Source organism: Mesorhizobium sp. M1428 (genome assembly GCF_040317515.1).
In the GTDB taxonomy this organism is placed as follows: domain Bacteria; phylum Pseudomonadota; class Alphaproteobacteria; order Rhizobiales; family Rhizobiaceae; genus Mesorhizobium.
In genome coordinates, this window is sequence record NZ_JAMYKT010000006.1 from 259,645 (window position 1) to 281,322 (window position 21,678).

Below are 21,678 nucleotides of genomic sequence, written 5' to 3' on the forward strand. Positions count from 1 at the left end.
GTCAGAGCCCTTCCATTTCCAGCGGATCGAGGGTGTACAGCGTGTCACGGCCGAGCAGATATCTGAGCCACTCCAGCGCCGAGAGGTAGAAGGCGAGCATGATGGGCAGAAAGACCAGCCATTTCGGCATGTCGAAACTGCGCGTTTCATATTCGCCGCCCGCAACGGCACTTGTCAGGGAAGACAGAGCGACGCTGCCGAGGTAGAGGCTGACGCCGATGCAGGCGAGATAGACCAGCTTTTCAAGCACCGCCCGTGCCCGCACCGGCAGCGCCTTGCGCAGGAACTCGACGAAGACATGGCCCTTGCTGTGGACCAGCCATGGCATCGGCAGGAATGCCGCGTAAAGCAGGCCGTATTCCGTCGCCGATACTGCCCAGGCAAGCGGCCTCAGGCCCAGATTGCGGACGCATACATCGGCGACCACCGCGACGATGATGAGGCCAAGCACCACTTTTGCCGCCGCCGCCAACGCAAGGCTCAGCTTCCCAATCGCTGCAAACAATCTGTCCATGCCCGACGACCCTCATGTCCACCTTTGCCCCCCTTTGATGGAGGGCGCGCAAAGCGCCCTCAGCTCGGGCTACTGGAAGAATTTCTTCAACTGATCGATGTTGGTGGGATCGCGTTTGGCCATTCTCGCCCAGCTCGCCTGTGTGGCAGCCGCCAGGAATTTGTCGCGGCCGGCGCCGGTCAAGCTGATCACCTTCTGCCCGCCGGCGATCATCGCCTGTGCCTGCTTTTCGGACTCGGCAAGGTTGGCGTCATAGCTCGCGCGCTCGTACTCGACAGCCGTGTCGGCAAGCAGCTTCTGCGCCTCGGGCGACAGCGTGTCCCATTTGGCCTTGTTGATCGAGATCAGCACATCGGTTTTGAAGAATTGCGGGTCGACACGGTATTTTGTGAATTTGTCCCAGCCGAAGGACGCATAGCCAAATACGGTATAGGCGTTGGCATTGACGACGCCGCGCTCGAGCGAGGTATAGACGTCTCCCGGTGCTTGCACGATGACCGTCGCGCCCAGGGATTCGAGGAAATCGCGATAGAGCGGCGACGAACGTATCTTCAGGCTGCTCCAGTCGATGCTGCCTTCGCTGTTGAGCTTGGGTTCGTCGATGGTGAAGACGTTGAAGCCCGAGCCCGCGTCGACATGCGCCAGCAGATGGGCATTGGCCTTCTTCTCGAAAATCCCGCTGATGAAGTCCCAGCCGCCATTCTCGCGAATCTCCCACGGCGTCTTCGTCGATGCTGAGAAAACCTCGCCTTCGGGCACGAGCTCGAGGAACTGCCCTGCCGGTGTATCGATCACATCGATCAGGCCGCTCCTGAGCGCCGCGCCCTGCTGGATCGGCGGAATGACCTCCGGCCCGCCGCGCACATTGATCTGGACCACGCCCTTACCCTTTTCGTTCACCTTCTGAACGAACTTCAGGAAGCTCTGGGCGTAGCCATTCTGCGTCGGCGTGAAATGCACGGCGTTGAGGACGACCTCTTCGGCCGTGGCGATACCCGCTACACCCGACATCAGTGCAGCCAGAACAAGGGATTTCCAAATGCGCATTGCCGTACTCCCTCTGATAGATTCACTTCGCCGGGGCCCATCATCGGGCCGATCTGAAATTGCACGCTGCGCCGCCACACGAACGGCGGTTAGTTGACATCGTCTCCTACTGTCAGGAACCGCCCATGTGCGTAGAAGACCGGCGATCGGTGAGCGCGGTCCAGCGCAACGCCTGAGACGATGCCGATGACGATCATGTGCGACGCCCGCACGATGATTTCGGCGACCCGGCATTCGAACATTGCCCGCGCGCCGACAAGCAAGGGCGCGCCGGTTTCGCCGCGCACCCATGATCCGGACGAGAACCGCGCGGCGCCCCTGGCTTTGGTCAAGCCGCCAAAGGCACGCACAACGTTCTCCTGGTCGCCGGCTGGCAGATTGACCGAAAAGGGCAAGCCTTCGCGAATGGCCGAGGCAAAGGTGCTGCTGCGGTTGACACAGGCCAGCAGGGACGGCGGCTCGGCACTGAACGAGCAGAGTGCTGTCGCCGTGATACCGCAAAAGCCGATCTCGTCATGCTCCGAGGCGAGGATGGCGACGGAGCCCGCCACGGCCCGCATCGCCTGCTTGAAGGCGCGCGGATTGATGGCGTCGTGCCCATCCACCCATAGCGTCGGAATGGCGGCCGCCGGCATCAATTTACCCGAAGCCCGGCCTGGCGCATCAGCGGCAGCACGCGGTCGCAGAAGAAGGGCAGTTCGTAGGTGTAGTTGACGAATGTGAGGGCGGCGCCGGAATAACCCTGTTCCATGATCTTGGTGAGATCGTCGACGATCTTTTCCGGCGTGCCGATGAGCGGGAAGGTTCCAGCACCGCCGGCGAACCTTTGCCGATATTCGGTAAACGCCTTCGCATCATGCGAGTTCGCGAATTCCTTCTTCTTGCGCATATGCTCGTCGACGGCGCCCTCGTCCGCGCATTCCAGCGCGTAGTGCCGGTAATAATCCTCGGCTTCCTGCTGGGTCTCCCGGCAGACGACGTGACAGACCGTATAGACGCCGACTTCGCGTCCGACTTCGGCAGCTCGGTTGGTGATGTCGACCACATGCGCACGGCCGTCGGCGATTTCGGAAAAAGTCGAAAACAGATAGTCGCAGTGGCGCGCCGCATAGTTGCGCCCCGGCGCGCCGAAGGCGGCGTTCATGGTCACCGGTCGCGGCGCCTGCAGGCTCGGCGGCCGGCTGACGACACCCTTCAGATCATAGAACTCGCCGCTGAAGTCGAACGGCTCCCTCGATTGATAGGCACGCACGATGATGTTGATCCATTCCTCGGCCTGATCATAGGTCCGCTCGCCGACCGTCTGCCCGAACATGGCGAACTCATCCGGGTTCCAGCCGCAGACGATGTTCAAGCCGGCACGCCCGTTGGAGATGTGGTCGACCGTCGCCAGCGCTTTTGCAGCCTGCAGCGGATGAACCAGCGGCACATGCACCGTCATGAACAGGCCGATGTTTTCCGTGGCGACAGCAAGACCCGCCGCCCAGGTGAAAGTCTCGAACGACCATTCCCGCACATGCGTCAAACCGCCGAAGCCGCGCCAACGGGCGATCGGTAGCAGAAACTCGAGGCCGGCGCGGTCGGCGATGCAGGCAGAATTGAGGTTGTCTTCCCAGCGGGCACGCCAGCGCTCGGGAACGGTGGTCATTGCCAGGCCGCCATCGGCGTTCATCGAAAAGACGCCAAGCTTGAACCTGTTCGGCCCTTTCAGCGGGTGCTGCTTCCTGATCATGATTTCCCCCGCTGCGACATGCTCTCACCTTCACCGCTGGAATGTTGAGCCGGTGGGCTCAGCTTCATGAAACGCTCCTCGGCGTTCTGAATGAAGTGCGTCATGCGGTCGTAGGCGGCGACGGCGTCGCGCTTGACGAATGCCTCGTAGATGGCGCGCATGCCGGCCACGACGACGGCTTGTGTCGGCTGGTGAGACAGCGTCCTTAAACGGACGACGAGCACGTGGTCGGCGAAGCGGGCAATCGTTTGCGAAAGGCGCTCGTTCTCGACCGCGCCGAGCCAACAATTCCTGAATGCCGAATTGGCCTGGAAAAAGCGGTCGGCATCGCCGGCGGCGGCCGCAGCCTCCGCTTCCCGAAGCGCGGCTGCCAGTGTCTTGAGGTCAGCGGCGCCGAGTGTCCGTGCGGCGTGAGCGGCGGCCCGCGGCTCGAGCAAGCGGCGGACCTCGAAGATGTCGGCAACATCCGTTGCGGTAAGTGTGGGCAGCGTGAAACCGCGTGTGGTGCCGACGAGGTAGCCCTCATGCACCAACTGCATCAAGGCGTCGCGGACAGGCATTCTGGAAATACCGAGCTGGGCGGCAATGTCGACATCGACGAGCTTCTGGCCAGGCGCCAAATCGCCATGCTGTATCGTCAGCCGGATTTGTTGATAGACCTGGGCACGCAGATTGCCATCGCCAACCCGTTTGAGCTCTATCGTTTCCGTCATCCACGCCTTCCCATGCGAAGATTTCGTATATCGTTTGAGGCTGGTGTTCTCGCAGCGATCCGTGAAATGCAGCCACATATCGATGGAATTCGATCTGCAGGCCATGTTCCAATGCGAAGTGGAGCACAGGCTGGATCGGCTGGCAAGATGTTTTAAGTTTATAGTGTATACTGTTTTGGCTCGCTGTCCGGTGGGCAGAGGATCGCGCCATCCGTGCTGCCACGCCGCGCGACGGCGGGACAGCTGACGATCGGCGCGGTTCGGTAAAAAACGTACAGACGTTTTCCCGTGACACATCGAAGCTGGCGGATTTAACTAAAATTACTTGCGATCTGCGCGCGCCGGCACGCCCACCCGATCCCCTCGCCGGTGCGCATTACTGGATCGCCCGCCGTATCGAAAGGTGCGGCGGGCTTTTCGTTTCGTTTGGCGGGGAGGCGCTTATGCGAGACTTGCCCAGGAATATCGACGCTGACGTCGTGATAGAGATCAGCAAGCTGCTCGACGATCGGGCGAAGTCGGTGCCGGTGCCAGTCCATAAACTTGCAGCGATGATCCGGCTGAGCATCGAGACCCGCCTGACCGATCAATCCATCGAGGAACTGATCGTGGAAATGGCCGCGACGCGGGGGCTTGCGATGCTGTTCGACTTGCCGGTGGTCCCGGTGGTAAATGTCGACAATGTCGTGCCGATTGCCTTGGCGCGACGTCCCCGCTGACATTTCGCTCGAGCTCTACCGATCTCCGCCTCGCTGCCCGACTTCACTTGTCCTGATGCGCGGGCCGAGTGTCGCCTTTCTTTTCGGGGTCGTGGGTATGATGGCTGTCGCGTTCGCCGCCGCCGCCGGAGACCTTGCTGTGGCTGCGACGGTCGGGCGCGGCCGGCGGCTTGTCGACGCTCAGCGGCTTCTTGGCGTTTTCGTGCGCGGCGCCAGGACCGCCCTGGCGGATGCTGGCAGGCGTTTTCTTCGACGTGGACATGACCTAGCGATCTTGGACGTTACCTTGATGGGTAGTGTTGACCTTCGTATTGCCTTGCTGGCCCTGCTTGTCGGGATCCGGAACGGCAGATTGCGGTGCCTGGTCGGCCGCTACCGATTTTTTGTCACCGGCGCCCTTTGGGCTCTGATTCTTCGGCGGCACAGGGGGAGGTTTTGTGCTCATGGCGTTTCTCCTTCCGCCACCCAAACAAGCGGCTCGGGAGAAAGGTTCCCGAGGGTCCGATACGAACGGCGATTGCCGCAACGAGCCGGGTCCACGGGCCGTGGCTTGGCCGGCGGGCGGCCGGCACAATCCAGGACTATTTCTTGATGATGTTTCCGTTGTTCAGGTCGAAGGCCTGGGCGCCGAAAGCCTGCCGGAAGAAATCCTCCTGCAGATCGCCCCATTCGCCGAGATAGGCGCCGCAATTGCTGCAATAGATCGGCGTCGAATCCTTCGCGTTGTCGGGAATCTCCATCAGGATCGTCCCGCACGCCTTGCAATCGAGCTTGTCATCCAAACGGCGGCCCATTGGCCAATAATTGCGCGTTTTCAGCTACGCGCCAATTGTCGTTTTCGTACGAAACCGCGAACGGTACGTTTTCCACCTGCAGGCGGGCAGTAGGCTAACGGTCCGCGGGATTTCCGAAGGCAGGATCGCGCCGCCTCGAATACGTCGCCACCCTCGGCAGCTCATCTGGAAAGTCGACCCAGGGAAGCCTCATGTCCCAGTATGCATGGGCCTGTGGCGGAAAGCGTTCGGGGTGGTCGAGGAAGCCGATCGCCAGATAGAGTTCGTTGGGCAGGCCCTGGTCGATATAGCCGATCGATGTTCCGCAGTCCGCGCAAAAGGACCGGAGCACGCCGGGGGTTTTCGAAAAAGTCTTCAGTGTGCCGGTGAGCAATGTGAATTCAGAAGGCCGATAACCGACCCACACCGTTAGCGGGCTTCCTATCGCCTTGCGACAGTCGTCATCATGATCGGAGCAAACCCAGAACGGCTCGCCGCGCATTTGCGCCGTTATGGCGCCGCAAAAACAGGAACCCGTTTCAGTTCGTGGCATTGGCTAACGTCATTGCTGGACCGGCCTTCATTGCTGGCCCGGCATTTCGGTATTTTCCCTGGGGTTCTTCTTGATGCCGGCGGCAGGCGAGGTGTCGGCTGGAGCATTGCCACCCTGGTTCTGCTCAGGGGCTCTTTTGAGCGGCGAGGTTTGCCAGCCCATATCGCCGTACAAAAAGCCTATGAGAAAGCCGACGATGATGATGGCCGAAATCACCATTGCAATTAACGCGTTACGTCGCTCCATTTCGTACGGCTCCTTTCTTCGAGCCGAACAAGCGATGGCGGAAATGGTTCCGGTTAGACGGACGGCGTGACGGGACGGAGCCGGCCGGGAACATTCAGCCTCACGGCGGGTTCGTATGAGTGCTCTTCTACAGGGAGTGGCTTGCATGAGACCCGCCGTAACCGATCGCATCGAAACTAAGAAATACAACCACCCGACAGGCGGCTGGGGATCGCTCAAATCCCTGGTCCGCAAGGCGCGAGGCGAAGGCCTGCTATTGTCCGGGATATGGAGCACGCTGCTCAAGCAGAACAAGGCCGACGGCTATATGTGCGTGTCTTGCTCATGGGCAAAGCCGGCCCAGCCGAGGCCTTTCGAATTCTGTGAAAACGGCGCCAAGGCCACGATGTGGGACCAGACCAAGCTGCGCTGCGAACCCGCATTCTTCGCCGAGCACTCGGTGACCGAATTGCTCGACTGGCCGGACCACGATCTGGAGAAGCAGGGCAGGCTTACCGCACCCATGCGCTACAATGCCGCCACCGACCGTTACGAGCCGGTTTCCTGGGACACTGCATTCCGCGACATAGCTGCCGAATTGCGGCGGCTCGATCCCAAATCGGTGGTGTTTTACACGTCCGGCCGCGCCTCGCTCGAGGCCTCGTTCATGTACCAGCTTTTTGCGCGCATCTATGGGTCTTCGAACCTGCCCGATTCGTCCAACATGTGTCATGAATCGACGTCGGTCGGCTTGCCGGAATCGATCGGCTCGCCGGTCGGGACCGTACAGCTCGAAGACTTTGCGAAATGCGACATGATGTTCTTCTTCGGGCACAACACCGGGGTGACGGCGCCGCGCCTGCTGCATCCGCTGCAGGAGGCACGTCAACGCAACGTGCCCGTCTTCACTTTCAATCCCTTGCCCGAGCGGGGACTGAAGCGCTTCAAGAATCCGCAAAACCCCGTCGACATGCTGTCGCCCGGACCGGGCACAAAAATGTCCAGCGACTTCTTCCAGGTTCGTTCGGGCGGCGACATCGCCGCCATGACGGGTATCGCCAAGGCGTTGCTGGCCCTCGACGACGCCGCCCGCGAAAGCGGCAGGACGCGTGTCCTCGACACGGCTTTCATCGCCGAACACACGCATGGCTTCGCCGAGTTCGAAGCCTTCCTGCGCACCACCCAGTGGAGCGATATCGTCGCGCGATCCGGCGTTGCGCAGGCCGATCTGGAGCACGTCGCCGAGGTCTACAGCCATGCCAACGCCGTGATCGGCAATTACGGCATGGGCCTGACCCAGCATCGGCACGGCACCGAGAACGTCCAGATGCTGTGCAACCTTTTGATGATGCGCGGCAATATTGGAAAACCCGGCGCCGGCATTTCGCCGCTGCGCGGCCATTCCAACGTCCAGGGGCAGCGCACCGTCGGCATATCGGAAAAGCCCGAGCTCGTCCCGCTCGACAAGTTCGCCGAGTTCTACGCCTTTGAACCGCCGCGCGAGAAAGGTCTCGATACGGTCGAGACCTGCGAGGGCGTCATCGACGGATCGGTCAAGGGCTTCGTCGGGCTCGGCGGCAATTTCGTGCGGGCGGTTCCGGAAACCGGCCTGGTCGAGAAAGCCTGGCGTGGGCTCGACCTGCATGTCGAGATCGCGACCAAGCTGAACCGCAGCCATCTGATCGCCGGCCGGACAACCTATTTGCTGCCGTGCCTTTCACGGCTGGAAAGAGATCATCAGGCGAGCGGCGACCAAAGGGTGTCGGTAGAGGATTCCACTGCCTGTATCCACGGCTCGTTCGGGTCGCGACCTCCGGCTTCGCCACATCTGCTTTCTGAGCCCAGGATCGTTGCCGAGCTTGCCAAGGCGACAGTGCCGGGCAGGAGTTCGATCCCATGGGATGAGTGGGTTGGGGACTATTCCCGCATCCGTGACGAAATCGAGCACTGCTACCCCCAACATTTCCGCGACTTCAACAAGCGTTTCCTGACGCCCGGCGGCTTCCACCGCGACATCAAGGCGAGCAAGCGTGTGTGGGAGACGCCTAACAAGAAGGCCAATTTCAAGCTGCCGAGTGGCCTTGAAACCGACCCTGACATCGATGTCTCCGGCCGCGATGTGCTGACACTGATCACGGTGCGCTCCAACGACCAGTTCAACACGACCGTCTACGGCTACAACGACCGGCTGCGCGGCATCAGCGGCACACGCATGGTGCTGTTGATGAATGAAAAGGACATCCAGCGCCTCGGTTTGAGCGCGGGACAGGAGGTCGATCTCGAAGCCAATGCGCAAGATGGTGTGGAGCGCCGCGTGCACGGGCTGCGCATCACGCCTTTCTCGGTGCCGGAGGGAAATTGCGCCGGTTATTATCCCGAGCTCAACCCGCTGGTTCCTTTGTGGCACAGAGCCGAGAAGGCTCATGTTCCGGCGGTCAAATCGATACCGGTGCGGATATTGCCATAGGCGTTCGTTGTTCGCGGCAGGCACGCACCACGCCGATGTGATCTGGCACGACTTTCAAAATCGTGACCTCAGCAGGCTCGCGCGAGTTCATCCAGGGCATTCAGGATCGCACTCTGGCTCGCCGGCTTCTGCACGATCCTGCATGTGCGGAATCCGGCCGGAATTTCGCGTTCGCTATACCCGGAGAGAAAGGCGAACGGAACACCGCGCGTCCGTAACGCTTCCGCGATCGGATAGCTGGTCTCGTCGTTCAACTGAATATCCAACAGCGCCGCGTCTATGCCGCCTTCGCCGACGAGCCGGAGGGCTGCCGTTACCGACGAAACCGGTCCAACCACCTGATGGCCGGCTTTGCGCAGGTAGGCCGCCGCGTCGTCGGCGATCAGCCATTCGTCCTCGACGATCAGCACACGCATCTGTCCGGTCACGACGAGCCCTCGCGGGTCAGAGGGAATGCGATTTCCGCCTCCAAACCATTTGAGCGGAAACTTGTTTCAACTTTTCCGCCCAGTCTGTAGCCGATTTCGCCTCGTAGAAGGGTAAGGCCGAAGCCGCTGTCGGTTGGCTCCTTGATGCGGGGGCCGCCCTTCTCGCGCCAGACCAGCTTGAAGGTTCCGTCGACCACCGACCATTTAACAACTATCCGCCCGGCTGGCTTCGACAGTGCACCATATTTGGCGGCATTGGTCGCCAGTTCATGGATTGCCATGCCGAAAGAAAGCCCTTGTGCTGGCTTGAGGCTTACTCTCTCGCCATCAAGCTTAAACCGTTCAGGCCCGAAAGGATCGAGCTCCTGGTGCAGCAATTCCTCGACAGAGGCTTCCGTCCAGCTCTCACGCGAGAGCAGACTGTAGGCTCGTGACATTGCCTGCAGGCGACCTATCAAGGCTTCGGCGAACTCGTCTTTCGACGCCGAGTATTCACGCGTCCGGTTGGTGATGCTGGCGACAACCGCCAGCATGTTCTTGACCCGGTGGTTCAGCTCGGAGATGAGCACCTGCTGACGCTCTTCCGCCTGCGCCAGCGTCGTCACGTCGATCAGCGTCACGACCACGCCCTGGATGCTGCCGCTCTTGTCCCGGTAGGGATTGATGCGAACCAGGTAAGACCGGCCGTTGTCGTCGCGCGCAAGATGATGGTTCAGGGTCTCTCCGGTCTCGAACACCGCATCGATGTGCCGTTTCAGCTCGGGGTAGTCGAGCTGACTCGAAAGATCGGTCAGTGGCCGGCCGACATCGGAAAGACGCAAGTTGAAGAAGGATGATGCCGCGGGAGTGAAGGTGCGCACCACAAGGTTGCGGTCGAGGAAGATGGTCGCGATTTCCGTGCTTTCGAACAGGTTTCTGAGGTCGCTGTTGGCGCGATCTAGCTCCTCTATCTTGCCGGTCAGCTCCGCGTTGATGGTGTTGAGCTCTTCATTGAGCGACTGCATCTCCTCCTTCGAGGCCTCAAGCTCCTCATTGGTCGACTGCGCCTCTTCATTGACGGAGACGAGTTCCTCGTTCGAAGACTTTACTTCCTCCAGCGCCGTTTCGTATTCCTCGATGGTGGACTGCAGCCGTTCGCGCGTGTCGCGCAACTCCCGTTCGAGATCTGCCGCGTCGTCGGTGCCGCGGTTTTCGCGTGCCGGCTCGGACCGCATCCGGGGCTGTGCCACCGAATTGAACAGGACGAGATAGAGGGGCTCACCATTGCCGCGTTCCGTGTACGGCTCGACCGTCAGCGTAATGAACTGAAGCTGTCCGTCGTCTTCCTCGACCGCTATGTTCTCCCGCACGACCGTGCGGCGCGTCGTGGCAGCTTCCCGCAACGCGGCGCGCAGCTCAAGTCTCAGCCCGCGGCGGGCCAGGGTCAGCAACTGCCGGCTCGGCGCGCCTTGCGGCGCTTCCAGATATTTGCCCGTCCGCGTCGAATAGTAGACGATGTCGCCATCGCCATTGACCAGAACGTGCGGCGGGGCGAACCGCTCCAGCACCTGAGCCTCGATCGCCTGGCGCAGTGAATGGCTGGCGGCGTCCTTCTTCGAGCCGCCGCTTCCGACCGGAAGGGCACCCGTGCGGCCATTGCCGATCAGGACCAGCGGCCGCGGCGTGGCATGTTCCCGCGCCTGGAATATCCGCTGCTTCTTGTCGACCGTGGCGAACAGGTCGCCGTGCTGACCGACGCTCTCCGACGTGCCGAGGAACAGATAACCGCCCGGCCGCAGCGCATAATGGAAGATCGGGATGACCCGGTTCTGGATCTGCGGGCCGAAATAGATCAACAGGTTGCGGCACGAAATCATGTCCATGCGCGAGAAAGGAGGATCGCGGATAACGCTGTGCGGGGAAAAAATGCACAGTTCGCGCACCTCTTTGCCGAGCACATAGCTCTCGCCGTCGCTGTGGAAAAAGCGTTGCCTGCGCTTTGCCGATAGCCCGTGCAGCAGCGCTTCGGGATAACGCGCCGCACGCGCCACGGCGAGAGCCGGCTCATCGATGTCGGTCGCGAATATCTGGACGCGCGGCGGCGCGGAAAGCTTTTCCATGCGCTCGCGCATCAGCATGCCGATCGAGAACACCTCCTCGCCGGTGGCGCAGCCGGGCACCCAGACACGCACCGAATCGGAGGCGTTCCTGCCTTCAAAAATCTGCGGTATGATCTTTTCCTCCAGCAATTTGAACGCTTCGGCGTCGCGAAAAAAGCTGGTGACGTTGATGAGCAGGTCGCGAAACAGCTTCGCCACCTCGTCGGTGTCCCTCTTCAGCCGTTCTATGTAGGTGGTGATCGACTGCAGCTGCGTGATCTGCATGCGCCGCTTTACGCGACGCAGGAACGTCTTGGTCTTGTAGCCGGAGAAGTCGTGACCGGAATGGCTGCGCAAAATGGCGTAGATTTCATCGCGGGCCCGATCCAGGTCGGCCTTGTGCTCGTCATCCGCTTCGGCCAGTCCACTCAGCACATCGAAGCCGCGGACAAACGCCTGAAGCTTTGCACCGATCTGCTCGGCGGGCGCCGCTATGTCGATCAGGCCGCTCGAAATCGCACTCTGCGGCATGTCCGGGTTGCGGGGGCCGTACCCGTTGGACGCCTGGGCAATCGTCAGCCCGCCATGCTCCTTGATTGCCCTGGCGCCGAGCGTGCCGTCCGAATCGCCACCCGACAAGATAATGCCGACGGCATACTCGCCCTGGTCCTCGGCCAATGCGCTGAAGAAGATGTCGATTGGCTTGCGCTCGCGGTTGAGCGTATTCGGCCGGCGCAGCGAAAGCGCACCCTTACGGATGGTGAGGACGACGTTTTGCGGCATCACATAGACCTGGTCGGGTTGGACCGTCACGCCCTCCTCGGCCACGACGACCGGCATTTCGGTGTAACGCCGGATGACCTCGTGCAGCAGGCTCTCCCGTTCCGGGCTGAGATGCGTGACGACGACAAACGCCATGCCGGTGCCGTCGGTCAGCCCTTTGAACAGGCCCTCCATCGCGGGAATGCCGCCGGCCGATGCACCGACGCCGACAATTGGAAATCTTCCATTCTGGGATGCCACGCCAAGCCCCTGGTAACAGCCGCAAACACAAAGCCGTCAAATCGGGCCTTAGACCCAAATCGCGCCTCAGATTAAGACCGGGCCGGGCCTGAGGCCAGTAAATAGTCCACCAACGGAACAAAGTACCGCCGGTGGGCATTAACATTTGACTTTGGAGGCGGTTCCAATGGCAAAACGATCACCTGAAATAAAGCCGGCAAAGCGAATCCTGCTGCCTTCGCCGGATCTGACCAAGTTCCCGGTATCTGAAAATATTCCGCCTCGCCTGCTCGCGCTCGCGGAACGGTTGCAAGAGGTACTGGCTCGCCACTTTGCAGAAGTCCGCGCCGACAGCCGTAAATCCCGCAGGAAGAAGGAACAATGAGGTGCGCGACCTGCAAGGCTTGCATATCCTGATCGTCGAAGACGAATGGATGCTGGCGGGCGATCTTGCACGTTATTTCAGCAAGATGGGCGCCGTCGTGCTTGGCCCGGTGGCGACAGTCGAACAGGCATCGAAACATACGGACGAGGCGGAGGCCGCGATCCTGGACGTCAATCTCAACGGACGACGGGTATTCCCGATCGCCGACGAACTGATGCGCCGTGGCGTGCCGTTCGTGTTTTTCAGCGGCGATGAAGACATCGTTATTCCCGAGCGCCTTCGGTATGCCAGCAGCCTCCGAAAATCCTCGGACGGCCAGGCTGTTTTCGATGCTCTCTTCCCAGCCGAGACGTCGTCGTCGAAAGGAGGTCGAGCGTCGGAGCCCTCGGACGACGTATTTTCGCTGCTTCCCAAGCTCAGGCTCGCGGCGCGTCTGCTGCTGGGAGATGTGGAGGCCTCCGACCGGCTGGTCGAGCGAACGCTCGAACAGGCCATCGGCGAAATCGACAAGAGACGATCCGGCTCCTCCACCGAGGACTGGCTCAACGGCATCATGCGAAGCATCGTCAGGGCACGCGGGCCAAACCTGCTGCACTGACCGCAGCCGCTGTTGGCCGCGACCTTACTTCCGGCTGCGTTCGACGAATTTGTTGAAGCGGCTGGTTTTTCCGCCGCTGGTCTCATCCTGGTAGAGGAAGGCCAGTTCGTTCTCATCGAATATCCTGAAGAACTCATCCCATTCGACGGGCTCGAACGTCTCTTCAGGCTCGCCGAAGTCGATGCGCAGTATGCCGCCCTCGCCCTTGGTGCGCACCACCGCCGGCCGGCCGTCGCGATCCTCGGCCCAACGGCGGATTTCATCATGATCGGTGGTCGTCTTCGATTCAGACATTCCAATCTCCCTTCGATTCCACCGCACACCGCGAGATCCCGGTCCGCATTCCTGCAACCAGCAGATGCATCGCCGGCCGGCATGTGCGCGCGGTTGGTGACTATGGCTCCTAACACCAAGCGCGCTTCGATGTTCCCGTGCCCAAGGCAACGATGCTTTTCGCGAGCGCGGCGCTCCGGGAACTTTGTTGAAGCAAGGGAACAAACCTTTCGCCCGGAAGTTTGGGGCGGCAAAGCCATTCATATGAGGAGTTGTCGTGAAACGTATACTGGTCACGGGAGGCTGCGGTTTTATCGGCCGCCACGTCGCCCAGGAACTCGTTGAACATGGTTATGGAGTTTCAATTCTCGATGTGCTGCTGGACCAGGTGCATGGCGGCGAGGCAATCAGCCTGCCGGCGGGCGCCAAGCTGATCAAAGGCGACGTTCGCGATCGCGACGCCATCACAGAGGCGGTCGAGGATGTCGACGCGATCATTCACCTGGCGGCTGAAGTGGGCGTCGGCCAGTCCATGTACGAGATCGCCCGCTATGTCGGCGCCAACGACCTCGGCACCGCCACGTTGCTGGAGGCACTGATCAAACGGCCGATCGAACGGATCGTCGTTGCTTCCTCGATGAGCGTCTATGGCGAGGGTCTCTACGCCACGCCAGACGGCCGGCGCATCGACAATGCAAGACGGCAGCCGGACGACATCCGCAGCGGCCAATGGAATCCCCTGTCGCCGGAAGGTGAAGTCCTGTCGCCGCTGCCCACCGACGAGCAGAAACCGGTCGACCTCGCCTCGATCTACGCACTGACAAAATACGCCCAGGAACGCGCCGTACTGATCTTCGGCGAAGCCTATGGCGTCGACGCGGTGGCGCTGCGCCTGTTCAATGTCTTCGGCGCCGGACAGGCGCTCTCGAACCCGTATACCGGCGTGTTGGCGAACTTCGCCTCGCGCATCGCCAATGGCCAGCGGCCGCTGATTTTCGAGGATGGCGAGCAGCAGCGCGATTTCGTGCATGTGCGCGACGTTGCCCGCGCCTTCCGGCTGGCGCTGGAACAGCCCCAGGCGCGCAGCCATGTCATCAACATCGGCAGCGGGCAAGCCTACGCGGTCAGCGACGTCGCCCGGCTGCTCGCCGAAGCAATGGGCGTACCTGGCCGCCAGCCGGAAATCCTCGGCAAGGCACGCTCCGGCGATATCCGCAATTGCTTTGCCGACATCTCGAAGGCGCGCGAACTGCTCGGCTTCCAGCCGCAATACCGGCTGGAGCATTCGCTCGGCGATTTCGTCGCATGGGTGCGCAACACCGTCGCCATCGATCGCAGCGCCGAGATGAAGCGGGAACTCGAAGCGCGAGGACTGGTGTCATGAGACCGGATTCACGCAATTTTCGCGAAGCGCCCGTCGCCATTATCGGTGGCAGCGGCTTCATCGGCTCCAACCTCGCCGACAGCCTGTTGTCGGATGGCGAACCGGTGCTGGTCATCGACAATCTGAGCCGTCCCGGCGTCGAGCAGAACTTGGAATGGCTGACGCAAAAGCACGGCAGCCGCCTTACCATCGACATAGCCGACGTCCGCGACGCCGAGGCGCTGATGCCGCTGGTGGCCGGTTCGAAGGCGGTTTTCCACTTTGCCGCGCAGACCGCCGTCACCACGAGCCTGGTTCGGCCGGACGAGGATTTCGACATCAACCTGCGCGGAACGTTCAACGTCCTGGAAGCCGCTCGCCGCAGCGGCAAGCGCATCCCCGTCGTTTTCGCCAGCACCAACAAGGTCTATGGCCGCCTCACCGACCTCGCCATGCGCGAAGAGGACGGCAAATACGCGCCTCGCGACGCGGCCATCCATGCGCACGGCATCGACGAGACGCGCGGCCTCGATTTCTGCACGCCCTATGGCTGCTCCAAGGGCGCGGCGGACCAGTATGTCCTCGACTACGCCAAGTCATACGATTTGCCGACGGCGGTGCTGCGCATGAGCTGCATCTATGGCCCGCGCCAGTTCGGGACGGAGGATCAGGGCTGGGTCGCCCATTTCCTGCTTAGCGCCTTCTCCGACCGGCCGATCACCATCTATGGCGACGGCAAGCAGGTGCGCGACATCCTCCACGTTGCCGACGCGGTCGCGGCTTACCGCGCCGTTCTCGACCGGATCGAGGCAGTCAAGGGCCAGGCATTCAATCTCGGCGGCGGACCGGACAACGCCGTCAGCCTGCGCATGCTGCTGAAGGAGATTCGCGACCTAACGAAACGGGACGTTCCGATCCGTTACGACCGCGAACGCACCGGCGATCAACCGTTCTTCGTCGCTGACACGCGCGCGATCGAGGCGGCGCTGGGATGGAAAGCGCACGTCTCGTGGCAAAACGGCATCCGCGACCTAGCCGACTGGCTGCAGCGTCATCGCCTCGACCCGCATCCCGAACCGGCGAGGTACGTGGCATGAAGGTCGCTCTGGTCAATCCGTCCTGGACGTACCAGGACAGCATCTACTTTGGCTGCCGCCAGCCGCATCTGCCGCTCGAACTCGGCTATTCGAAAGCGCTGCTCGAAGCCGGCGGCCACCTGGTGCTGATGCTGGACGGGCAGATCCAGAAGCTCGACAACGCCGCGCTAGCCGATCGCGTCGCCGCCTTCGAGCCTGACATGACCGTCGTCAGCACCGCGCCGACCTACCTGTTCTGGCGCTGCGCACCTCCCGAGTTGCGCGTGCCGGCCGATTTCCTCAACCATCTTGCCGGGCGCGGCGGCCGCACCGTCGCCGTCGGGCCGCATGGTTCGGCGACGCCGACGCCGACTTTGCGCAAGCTCGGCGTCGACATCGTCGTGCGCGGCGAGTGCGAGGAAGTGGTCGCGGAACTTGCTCGGCGCGACGACTGGAGTGCTGTGCCGTCCACCGCCCATTTCGAGGAAGGAGAACTGGTCTCGAACGGCGGCGTACATGCGAGCTCGTTCATCGATCACCCAGCGCTCGAATGGCCATCGGACTGGATTGCCGCCCATCAGCACCATCATCACCGCTTCGATGACGACCAGGTCGGTTTCGGGGCGGAGGTCGAGGCGTCGCGCGGTTGCCCGTATAATTGCAGCTTCTGCGCCAAGATCGATTTCCGCGATGCCTATCGCCGACGGAACCACGAAGCAGTGATCGCCGAGATCGACCGACTGATCGCACAGGGTGTCGGCTACATCTACTTCATCGATGAGATCTTCCTGCCGCAAAAGGCGCTGCTGGAGGCGCTGGTCGATCGCGATGTGAAGTTCGGCGTGCAGACCCGTATCGACCTCTGGAAGCCGGAACTGCTGAAACTGCTCGGCGCTGCCGGTTGCGTCTCGATCGAAGCGGGCCTCGAAAGCCTGACGGTGGAAGGCCGCGCCATGCTGGCAAAACGCTGCCGGCTGGGCACCGAGGAACTGGCCGCGTTGCTGGTCGACGCAAGGCGCCACGTGCCGTTCGTGCAGGCCAATCTGATCGGCGTGGTCGAGGACGACCCGGCGCTGGTCGACTATTGGCGAAAGCACCTGATCGACAACGGCGTTTGGGCCAACGAGCCGGTGCCGCTTTATCCCTATCCGAGTTCGCCGAGCTATCGCGAACTTTGGGGCGAGCCCGACGATCTCGCCTGGGAGCGCGCGCATGAACATTATCTCGCATCCTTCCGAACGTTCAGCGACATCCAGGAGAAGCGGCCGCGTCCGCTGGCTGAATTGGAGGCCACATGTTGCGGACACTGAGCCCGCGACCGCGGCGTATCCTGATGACTATCGATGCCGTTGGCGGCGTCTGGCGCTATGCACTCGATCTGGCGAGGCAACTGGTCGCCGGCGGCGACAGCGTCGTGCTTGCCGGGCTTGGTCCGGAACCGTCCAGGCAGCAGGCCGAGGACGCCCAGTCATTCGCGGCGCTGACCTGGCTCAACACGCCGCCCGACTGGATGACCCGCAACGAGCACGACCTCGACACATTGCAGCAGGAGCTGCAGCCGCTCATCCGTGACTACGCCATCGAAATCGTCCATCTCAACGCGCCGACCCAGGCCGCGGGGCTCGACGTGCCCTGCCCGATCGTGGCGGTGTCGCATTCCTGCGTGGTGACATGGTTCCACGCCGTCAAGGGACAGGCGGCGGACGGCGAATGGGCCTGGCAGAAGGACCGCAACCGGCGCGGTTTCGACAAAGCAGGCATGGTCGTTGCACCGAGCCGCAGCCATGCGGACATGCTCGAAACCTGCTACGGGCCGATCGCGCGCCTGAGCGTCGTCGGCAACGGCGCACGGCCCGGAGCGAAGAGCGAAAGACGTGAATCGGTCGTTTTCGCCGCCGCGCGTTGGTGGGACGAAGGAAAGAATGCGGCGGTGCTGGACCAGGCCGCTTCCCTCACGCAATGGCCGGTCTTCGTCGCCGGCTCGCTGCAAGGGCCGGACGGCCAGCATGTTGGCTTCAGCCACGCCGTTCCCGTCGGGCCGGTGCCGCATGAGGAAGTGCGCTTGCTGATGGCGCGGGCCGGCATTTTCGTATCGCCGTCGCTCTACGAACCGTTCGGCCTGGCCACGCTGGAAGCCGCGATGTCGAAGACGCCTTTGGTGCTCGCCGATATCTCGACCTATCGCGAATTGTGGGACGGCGCGGCCATGTTCTACGACGCACGCGATCCGGGCGATCTCGCCAGATGCATCAACAGCCTTTGCAGCGACGCGCAGCGCCGGCGAGAGCTCGGTGAGGCAGCGGCTCGCCGAAGCCGCAGATTTTCATTGGCAAGACAGGCGACCGCCATGCGCGGCGTCTACGACAAGGCGGCCCTGGCCACCATGGCGGATAGTTGATCATGCGGTTTTTATTCTACACCCATTCGATCGTTTCCGACTGGAACCACGGCAACGCACATTTCCTGCGCGGCATCATGCGCGAGCTGGTCGCGCGTGGGCACCAGGCGATTGCGCTGGAGCCCGCCGACGGCTGGAGCCGGTCGAACCTGCTGGCCGAGAAAGGGTCCTTCGCGATCGAGCGTTTCCGGAAGGATTTTCCCGAGTTGATGCCGGTCACCTATTACGCCGCCTTCGACCACGAAGCCTGGATCTCCGATGCCGATGTGGTGATCGTGCATGAGTGGACCGAGCCGGACCTTGTCGCGCGGCTGGGAAGGGCGAAAGCAATTGGCGGCCGTTTCACGCTGCTGTTCCACGACACGCACCATCGCGCCATCTCGGCCACGCAAGCGATTTCCGCCTTGCAGCTTGAACATTATGACGGCGTGCTCGCCTTCGGCGAGGCGCTGCGGGAAAGCTATCTTCGCGCCGGATGGGGCAAGCGGGTCTTCACCTGGCACGAGGCAGCCGATGACCATCTGTTCCAGCCCCATCCTGAAATCGAGCGTAGCGCCGACCTGATCTGGATCGGCAATTGGGGCGACGACGAGCGCAGCACCGAAATCAGGGAATTCCTGGTCGACCCGGTGCATGAGCTTGGCCTGAGCGGCACTGTCCACGGCGTCCGCTATCCACGCGAGGCGCTCGCCGACCTTGCGGCCGCCGGCCTGCACTACGAAGGCTGGATCGCCAATGCCGACGTGCCGAAGGCGTTTGCGGCGAGCCGCATCACGGTTCACATCCCGCGGCGTCCATACCGCGAAAGCCTGCCCGGCATCCCGACCATCCGCATGTTCGAGGCGCTCGCCTGTGGCATTCCGCTTGTTTCGGCACCCTGGTCCGATGTCGAAGGCTTGTTCAGGCCCGGCACCGATTTCCTGTTTGCAAACAACGGTTCCGAGATGCGGCGTCATCTTCGCGCCGTGCTGCGTGACGGGGATCTCGCCGCTTCTCTGGCGAGATCGGGCCTCGAGACCATTCGCTCACGGCACACATGCCGGCATCGGGCGGATGAACTGTTCGGCGTGCTCGCCGAATGCGGGCACCGCCAAGCCGCCGACACGATCCTTGCAAAGGAGGCCGCCGAATGAAGATCGCATTTTACGGGTCGAGCCTGCTGTCGTCCTATTGGAACGGCGCGGCCACCTATTACCGCGGACTGCTCAAGGCCCTGGCAAGGCTCGGCTATGACATCATCTTCTACGAGCCGGACGTCTACGATCGCCAGAAGAACCGCGACATCGAAGCGCCGGACTGGTGTGCCGTCGTCGTCTACGAGGCCACTCCGCATGCCATGATGCAGGTGGCGGCGCGGGCGGCGGAGGCAGATATCGTCGTCAAGGCGAGTGGCGTCGGTTTCGCCGACGACGCGCTGTTGCGGGCGGTGCTCGATCACGCCCGTGCCGATGCGCTCACCGTATTCTGGGATGTCGATGCGCCGGCGACGCTTGGCCAGTTGCGCGACGAGCCCGACCATCCGCTGCATCGCGCGCTGCAGGAAATCGACCTCGTGCTGACCTATGGCGGCGGCGACCCGGTGGTCTGGGCTTATCGGGCAATGGGGGCGGCCGAATGCGTGCCGATCTACAATGCGCTCGATCCGGAAACGCATCATCCCGTCGGCAAGGATACGCGCTTTGACTGCGATCTCGCCTTTCTCGGCAACCGGCTGCCGGACCGCGAGGCGCGCGTCGAGGCCTTCTTCCTCGAACCGGCCGGCCGCTCGGCCGATCAGCGCTTCCTGCTCGGCGGATCGGGCTGGGGCGACAAGCAGATGCCCGCCAATGTCCGATGGCTCGGCCATGTCGGCACGCGCGACCACAATGCATTGAACGTCACGGCCAAGGCGGTGCTGAACATCAGCCGCGACAGCATGGCGGCCAATGGCTTTTCACCTGCGACGCGCGTTTTCGAGGCGGCGGGCGCCGGCGCATGCCTCATCACCGACGCCTGGCTCGGTGTAGACCTGTTCCTGAAACCCGGCGAGGAAATCCTGATCGCGCGCGATGGCGAGGACGTCGCCGAGATCATGCAAAGCCTTAGTGCCGAACGGGCCAAGGCGATCGGGACATCGGCGCTTCTGCGGGTGCTTGGCGAACATACCTATACGACACGGGCCGTTTTGGCCGACGCCATCTTCAGGCGCCATTTCGAGCGTCCGACCGTGGAGGCGGCCGAATGACGAAGCCGCTCGACATCGTCTTTCTTGGCCTGTCGCTCTCCTCATCCTGGGGAAACGGCCACGCCACCACCTTTCGGGGGCTGCTCAAAGGTCTCCACGAACTCGGCCACCGCGTCACTTTTCTCGAACGCGACGTGCCGTGGTATGCAAGTCACCGGGATCTGCGCGACCCCGATTTCTGCGCGCTACGCTACTACGAAACGACCGATGATCTTCGCCGCAATTTTGCGCGCTGCCTGCGCGATGCCGATATCGTGGTCGTCGGCTCCTTCGTTCCGGAAGGCGCGGAAATCATCGACGTCGTGGCATCGCTGTGCACGGGTCAGTTCTGCTTCTACGACATCGACACGCCGGTCACGCTGGCAAAGCTTTCAACCGATGATTGCGAGTATATTGCCAGACGGCAGGTCCCGTATTTCGACGTCTACTTCTCGTTCACCGGCGGGCCGACGCTTGCCCGTCTGACGGCGGAATTCGGCGCGAGGCGGGCCGAGCCGCTCTACTGCTCCGTCGACCCGGAACGGCATCATGGAACCGGCGATCCAATCCGCTGGGATCTCGGCTATCTCGGCACCTACAGCCCCGACCGCCAGGCGACGCTGGAGGCCTTGCTGTTTGAACCGGCGCGTCGCATTCCGGAGCGCCGCTTCGTCGTGGCAGGTTCGCAATATCCGCGCGAAATCGCCTGGCCGGACAATGTGGATCGCATCGAACACCTGCCGCCGGCGGACCACGCGGCCTTTTACAGCCGCCAACGCTACACTTTGAACGTCACGCGCAGTTCCATGATCGCGGCCGGATGGTCGCCCAGTGTGCGCCTCTTCGAGGCAGCCGCCTGCGGCACGGCGATCATCAGCGATAGCTGGGCCGGACTGGACAGCCTGTTTCCGGAGCGGACGATCCACACCGCGCGCAGGACCGAGGACGTAATCGGTATCCTGTCTGGGGAATCCGACGGCGCCCGGCTTGCCATGGCCAAGCAGGCGCGCGTGCTCATCCTGGCAGCTCACACAAGCATCGCAAGAGCCCGCGAATTCATTTCGCTGCTGGCGCAGGCCAAATCGCCACGTTCTGTTCTCGATCTGGATGTCGAGAGCGCAGCATGACCCG

At 62.3% G+C, this 21,678-nt stretch carries 24 protein-coding genes; 11 read left to right on the forward strand and 13 right to left on the reverse strand.

The annotated features are described in order from the left end of the window. Position 1: 1 nt before the first annotated feature. The 5 genes from NKG60_RS11580 to NKG60_RS11600 form a co-directional block, all read right to left on the reverse strand. Positions 2–514: a TRAP transporter small permease gene (locus NKG60_RS11580; protein ID WP_352660414.1), complete on the reverse strand. Its 513-nt coding sequence runs from the start codon at positions 512–514 to the stop codon at positions 2–4. Between the two features lie 69 nt (positions 515–583). Further along, positions 584–1,561, reverse strand: coding sequence for a TRAP transporter substrate-binding protein DctP (gene dctP, locus NKG60_RS11585; protein ID WP_352660411.1), 978 nt, complete (start codon positions 1,559–1,561; stop codon positions 584–586). Positions 1,562–1,650: 89 nt separating this feature from the next. Continuing rightward, on the reverse strand, positions 1,651–2,196 hold the full coding sequence (locus NKG60_RS11590) for a flavin reductase family protein (protein ID WP_352660408.1): 546 nt from the start codon (positions 2,194–2,196) through the stop codon (positions 1,651–1,653). Next, positions 2,196–3,290, reverse strand: coding sequence for an LLM class flavin-dependent oxidoreductase (locus NKG60_RS11595; protein WP_352661291.1), 1,095 nt, complete (start codon positions 3,288–3,290; stop codon positions 2,196–2,198). The genes NKG60_RS11590 and NKG60_RS11595 overlap by 1 nt, the downstream gene beginning before the upstream one ends. Next, positions 3,290–4,303 carry a GntR family transcriptional regulator gene (locus NKG60_RS11600; protein ID WP_352869222.1) on the reverse strand — a complete coding sequence of 338 codons (1,014 nt, stop codon included), beginning with the start codon at positions 4,301–4,303 and terminating at the stop codon, positions 3,290–3,292. The genes NKG60_RS11595 and NKG60_RS11600 overlap by 1 nt, the downstream gene beginning before the upstream one ends. A 146-nt stretch (positions 4,304–4,449) precedes the next feature. Between NKG60_RS11600 and NKG60_RS11605 the strand changes: the two genes are divergently transcribed. Continuing rightward, complete coding sequence (locus tag NKG60_RS11605; protein ID WP_352660402.1) at positions 4,450–4,725, forward strand: hypothetical protein; 276 nt, start codon at positions 4,450–4,452, stop codon at positions 4,723–4,725. 43 nt (positions 4,726–4,768) lie between these two features. Here the strand turns inward: NKG60_RS11605 and NKG60_RS11610 are convergent, their stop codons facing one another. From NKG60_RS11610 to NKG60_RS11630, 5 genes are all read right to left on the reverse strand, one after another. Continuing rightward, positions 4,769–4,987, reverse strand: a complete 219-nt coding sequence (locus tag NKG60_RS11610; RefSeq protein WP_352660399.1) for a hypothetical protein — start codon at positions 4,985–4,987, stop codon at positions 4,769–4,771. A gap of 3 nt (positions 4,988–4,990) precedes the next feature. Continuing rightward, positions 4,991–5,170 (reverse strand): hypothetical protein, encoded by a 180-nt coding sequence (locus tag NKG60_RS11615; RefSeq protein WP_352660396.1) that lies wholly within the window; start codon positions 5,168–5,170, stop codon positions 4,991–4,993. A gap of 136 nt (positions 5,171–5,306) precedes the next feature. Continuing rightward, positions 5,307–5,465, reverse strand: a complete 159-nt coding sequence (locus NKG60_RS11620; RefSeq protein ID WP_352660393.1) for a hypothetical protein — start codon at positions 5,463–5,465, stop codon at positions 5,307–5,309. A 148-nt stretch (positions 5,466–5,613) separates the two neighbouring features. Then, positions 5,614–6,051: a GFA family protein gene (locus NKG60_RS11625; RefSeq protein WP_502903342.1), complete on the reverse strand. Its 438-nt coding sequence runs from the start codon at positions 6,049–6,051 to the stop codon at positions 5,614–5,616. Between the two features lie 27 nt (positions 6,052–6,078). Then, on the reverse strand, positions 6,079–6,297 hold the full coding sequence (locus NKG60_RS11630) for a hypothetical protein (RefSeq protein WP_352660387.1): 219 nt from the start codon (positions 6,295–6,297) through the stop codon (positions 6,079–6,081). Between the two features lie 145 nt (positions 6,298–6,442). Between NKG60_RS11630 and NKG60_RS11635 the strand changes: the two genes are divergently transcribed. After that, complete coding sequence (locus NKG60_RS11635) at positions 6,443–8,743, forward strand: FdhF/YdeP family oxidoreductase (RefSeq protein WP_352660384.1); 2,301 nt, start codon at positions 6,443–6,445, stop codon at positions 8,741–8,743. 68 nt (positions 8,744–8,811) lie between these two features. On the opposite strand, the gene NKG60_RS11640 is transcribed toward NKG60_RS11635, so the two are convergent. Both NKG60_RS11640 and NKG60_RS11645 read right to left on the reverse strand, forming a co-directional pair. Next, positions 8,812–9,171 carry a response regulator gene (locus tag NKG60_RS11640; protein WP_352660381.1) on the reverse strand — a complete coding sequence of 120 codons (360 nt, stop codon included), beginning with the start codon at positions 9,169–9,171 and terminating at the stop codon, positions 8,812–8,814. After that, entirely contained in the window at positions 9,168–12,272 is a 3,105-nt protein-coding gene (locus NKG60_RS11645; protein WP_352660377.1) for a CheR family methyltransferase, read from the reverse strand. Before NKG60_RS11645 ends, NKG60_RS11640 begins: the two co-directional genes overlap by 4 nt. Before the next feature lie 166 nt (positions 12,273–12,438). Here NKG60_RS11645 and NKG60_RS11650 point away from each other — a divergent pair, with 166 nt between their 5' ends. Together NKG60_RS11650 and NKG60_RS11655 are read left to right on the forward strand one after the other, a co-directional pair. Beyond that, positions 12,439–12,636 carry a hypothetical protein gene (locus NKG60_RS11650; RefSeq protein ID WP_352660374.1) on the forward strand — a complete coding sequence of 66 codons (198 nt, stop codon included), beginning with the start codon at positions 12,439–12,441 and terminating at the stop codon, positions 12,634–12,636. A 1-nt stretch (position 12,637) separates the two neighbouring features. Continuing rightward, positions 12,638–13,234, forward strand: a complete 597-nt coding sequence (locus NKG60_RS11655; RefSeq protein ID WP_352660371.1) for a response regulator — start codon at positions 12,638–12,640, stop codon at positions 13,232–13,234. A gap of 24 nt (positions 13,235–13,258) precedes the next feature. On the opposite strand, the gene NKG60_RS11660 is transcribed toward NKG60_RS11655, so the two are convergent. Beyond that, positions 13,259–13,528, reverse strand: coding sequence for a hypothetical protein (locus NKG60_RS11660; protein WP_352467978.1), 270 nt, complete (start codon positions 13,526–13,528; stop codon positions 13,259–13,261). A gap of 256 nt (positions 13,529–13,784) precedes the next feature. Between NKG60_RS11660 and NKG60_RS11665 the strand changes: the two genes are divergently transcribed. From NKG60_RS11665 to NKG60_RS11695, 7 genes are read left to right on the forward strand one after another with little or no spacing between them, the layout of a single operon-like run. Then, a complete protein-coding gene (locus NKG60_RS11665; protein ID WP_352660368.1) occupies positions 13,785–14,891 on the forward strand; it encodes an NAD-dependent epimerase/dehydratase family protein in 1,107 nt (368 codons plus the stop codon). Then, the gene (locus tag NKG60_RS11670; RefSeq protein ID WP_352660365.1) at positions 14,888–15,967 is read left to right on the forward strand and encodes an NAD-dependent epimerase/dehydratase family protein; all 1,080 of its coding nucleotides are present in this window, start codon (positions 14,888–14,890) and stop codon (positions 15,965–15,967) included. Before NKG60_RS11665 ends, NKG60_RS11670 begins: the two co-directional genes overlap by 4 nt. Further along, positions 15,964–17,256, forward strand: coding sequence for a TIGR04295 family B12-binding domain-containing radical SAM protein (locus NKG60_RS11675; RefSeq protein ID WP_352660362.1), 1,293 nt, complete (start codon positions 15,964–15,966; stop codon positions 17,254–17,256). Before NKG60_RS11670 ends, NKG60_RS11675 begins: the two co-directional genes overlap by 4 nt. 23 nt (positions 17,257–17,279) lie before the next feature. Beyond that, positions 17,280–18,344 carry a glycosyltransferase family 4 protein gene (locus NKG60_RS11680; protein ID WP_352660360.1) on the forward strand — a complete coding sequence of 355 codons (1,065 nt, stop codon included), beginning with the start codon at positions 17,280–17,282 and terminating at the stop codon, positions 18,342–18,344. A 2-nt stretch (positions 18,345–18,346) separates the two neighbouring features. Beyond that, positions 18,347–19,477 carry a CgeB family protein gene (locus NKG60_RS11685; RefSeq protein WP_352660358.1) on the forward strand — a complete coding sequence of 377 codons (1,131 nt, stop codon included), beginning with the start codon at positions 18,347–18,349 and terminating at the stop codon, positions 19,475–19,477. After that, complete coding sequence (locus NKG60_RS11690) at positions 19,474–20,568, forward strand: CgeB family protein (protein ID WP_352660355.1); 1,095 nt, start codon at positions 19,474–19,476, stop codon at positions 20,566–20,568. The genes NKG60_RS11685 and NKG60_RS11690 overlap by 4 nt, the downstream gene beginning before the upstream one ends. After that, positions 20,565–21,674: a CgeB family protein gene (locus NKG60_RS11695; RefSeq protein WP_352660352.1), complete on the forward strand. Its 1,110-nt coding sequence runs from the start codon at positions 20,565–20,567 to the stop codon at positions 21,672–21,674. Before NKG60_RS11690 ends, NKG60_RS11695 begins: the two co-directional genes overlap by 4 nt. Positions 21,675–21,678 lie beyond the last annotated feature (4 nt).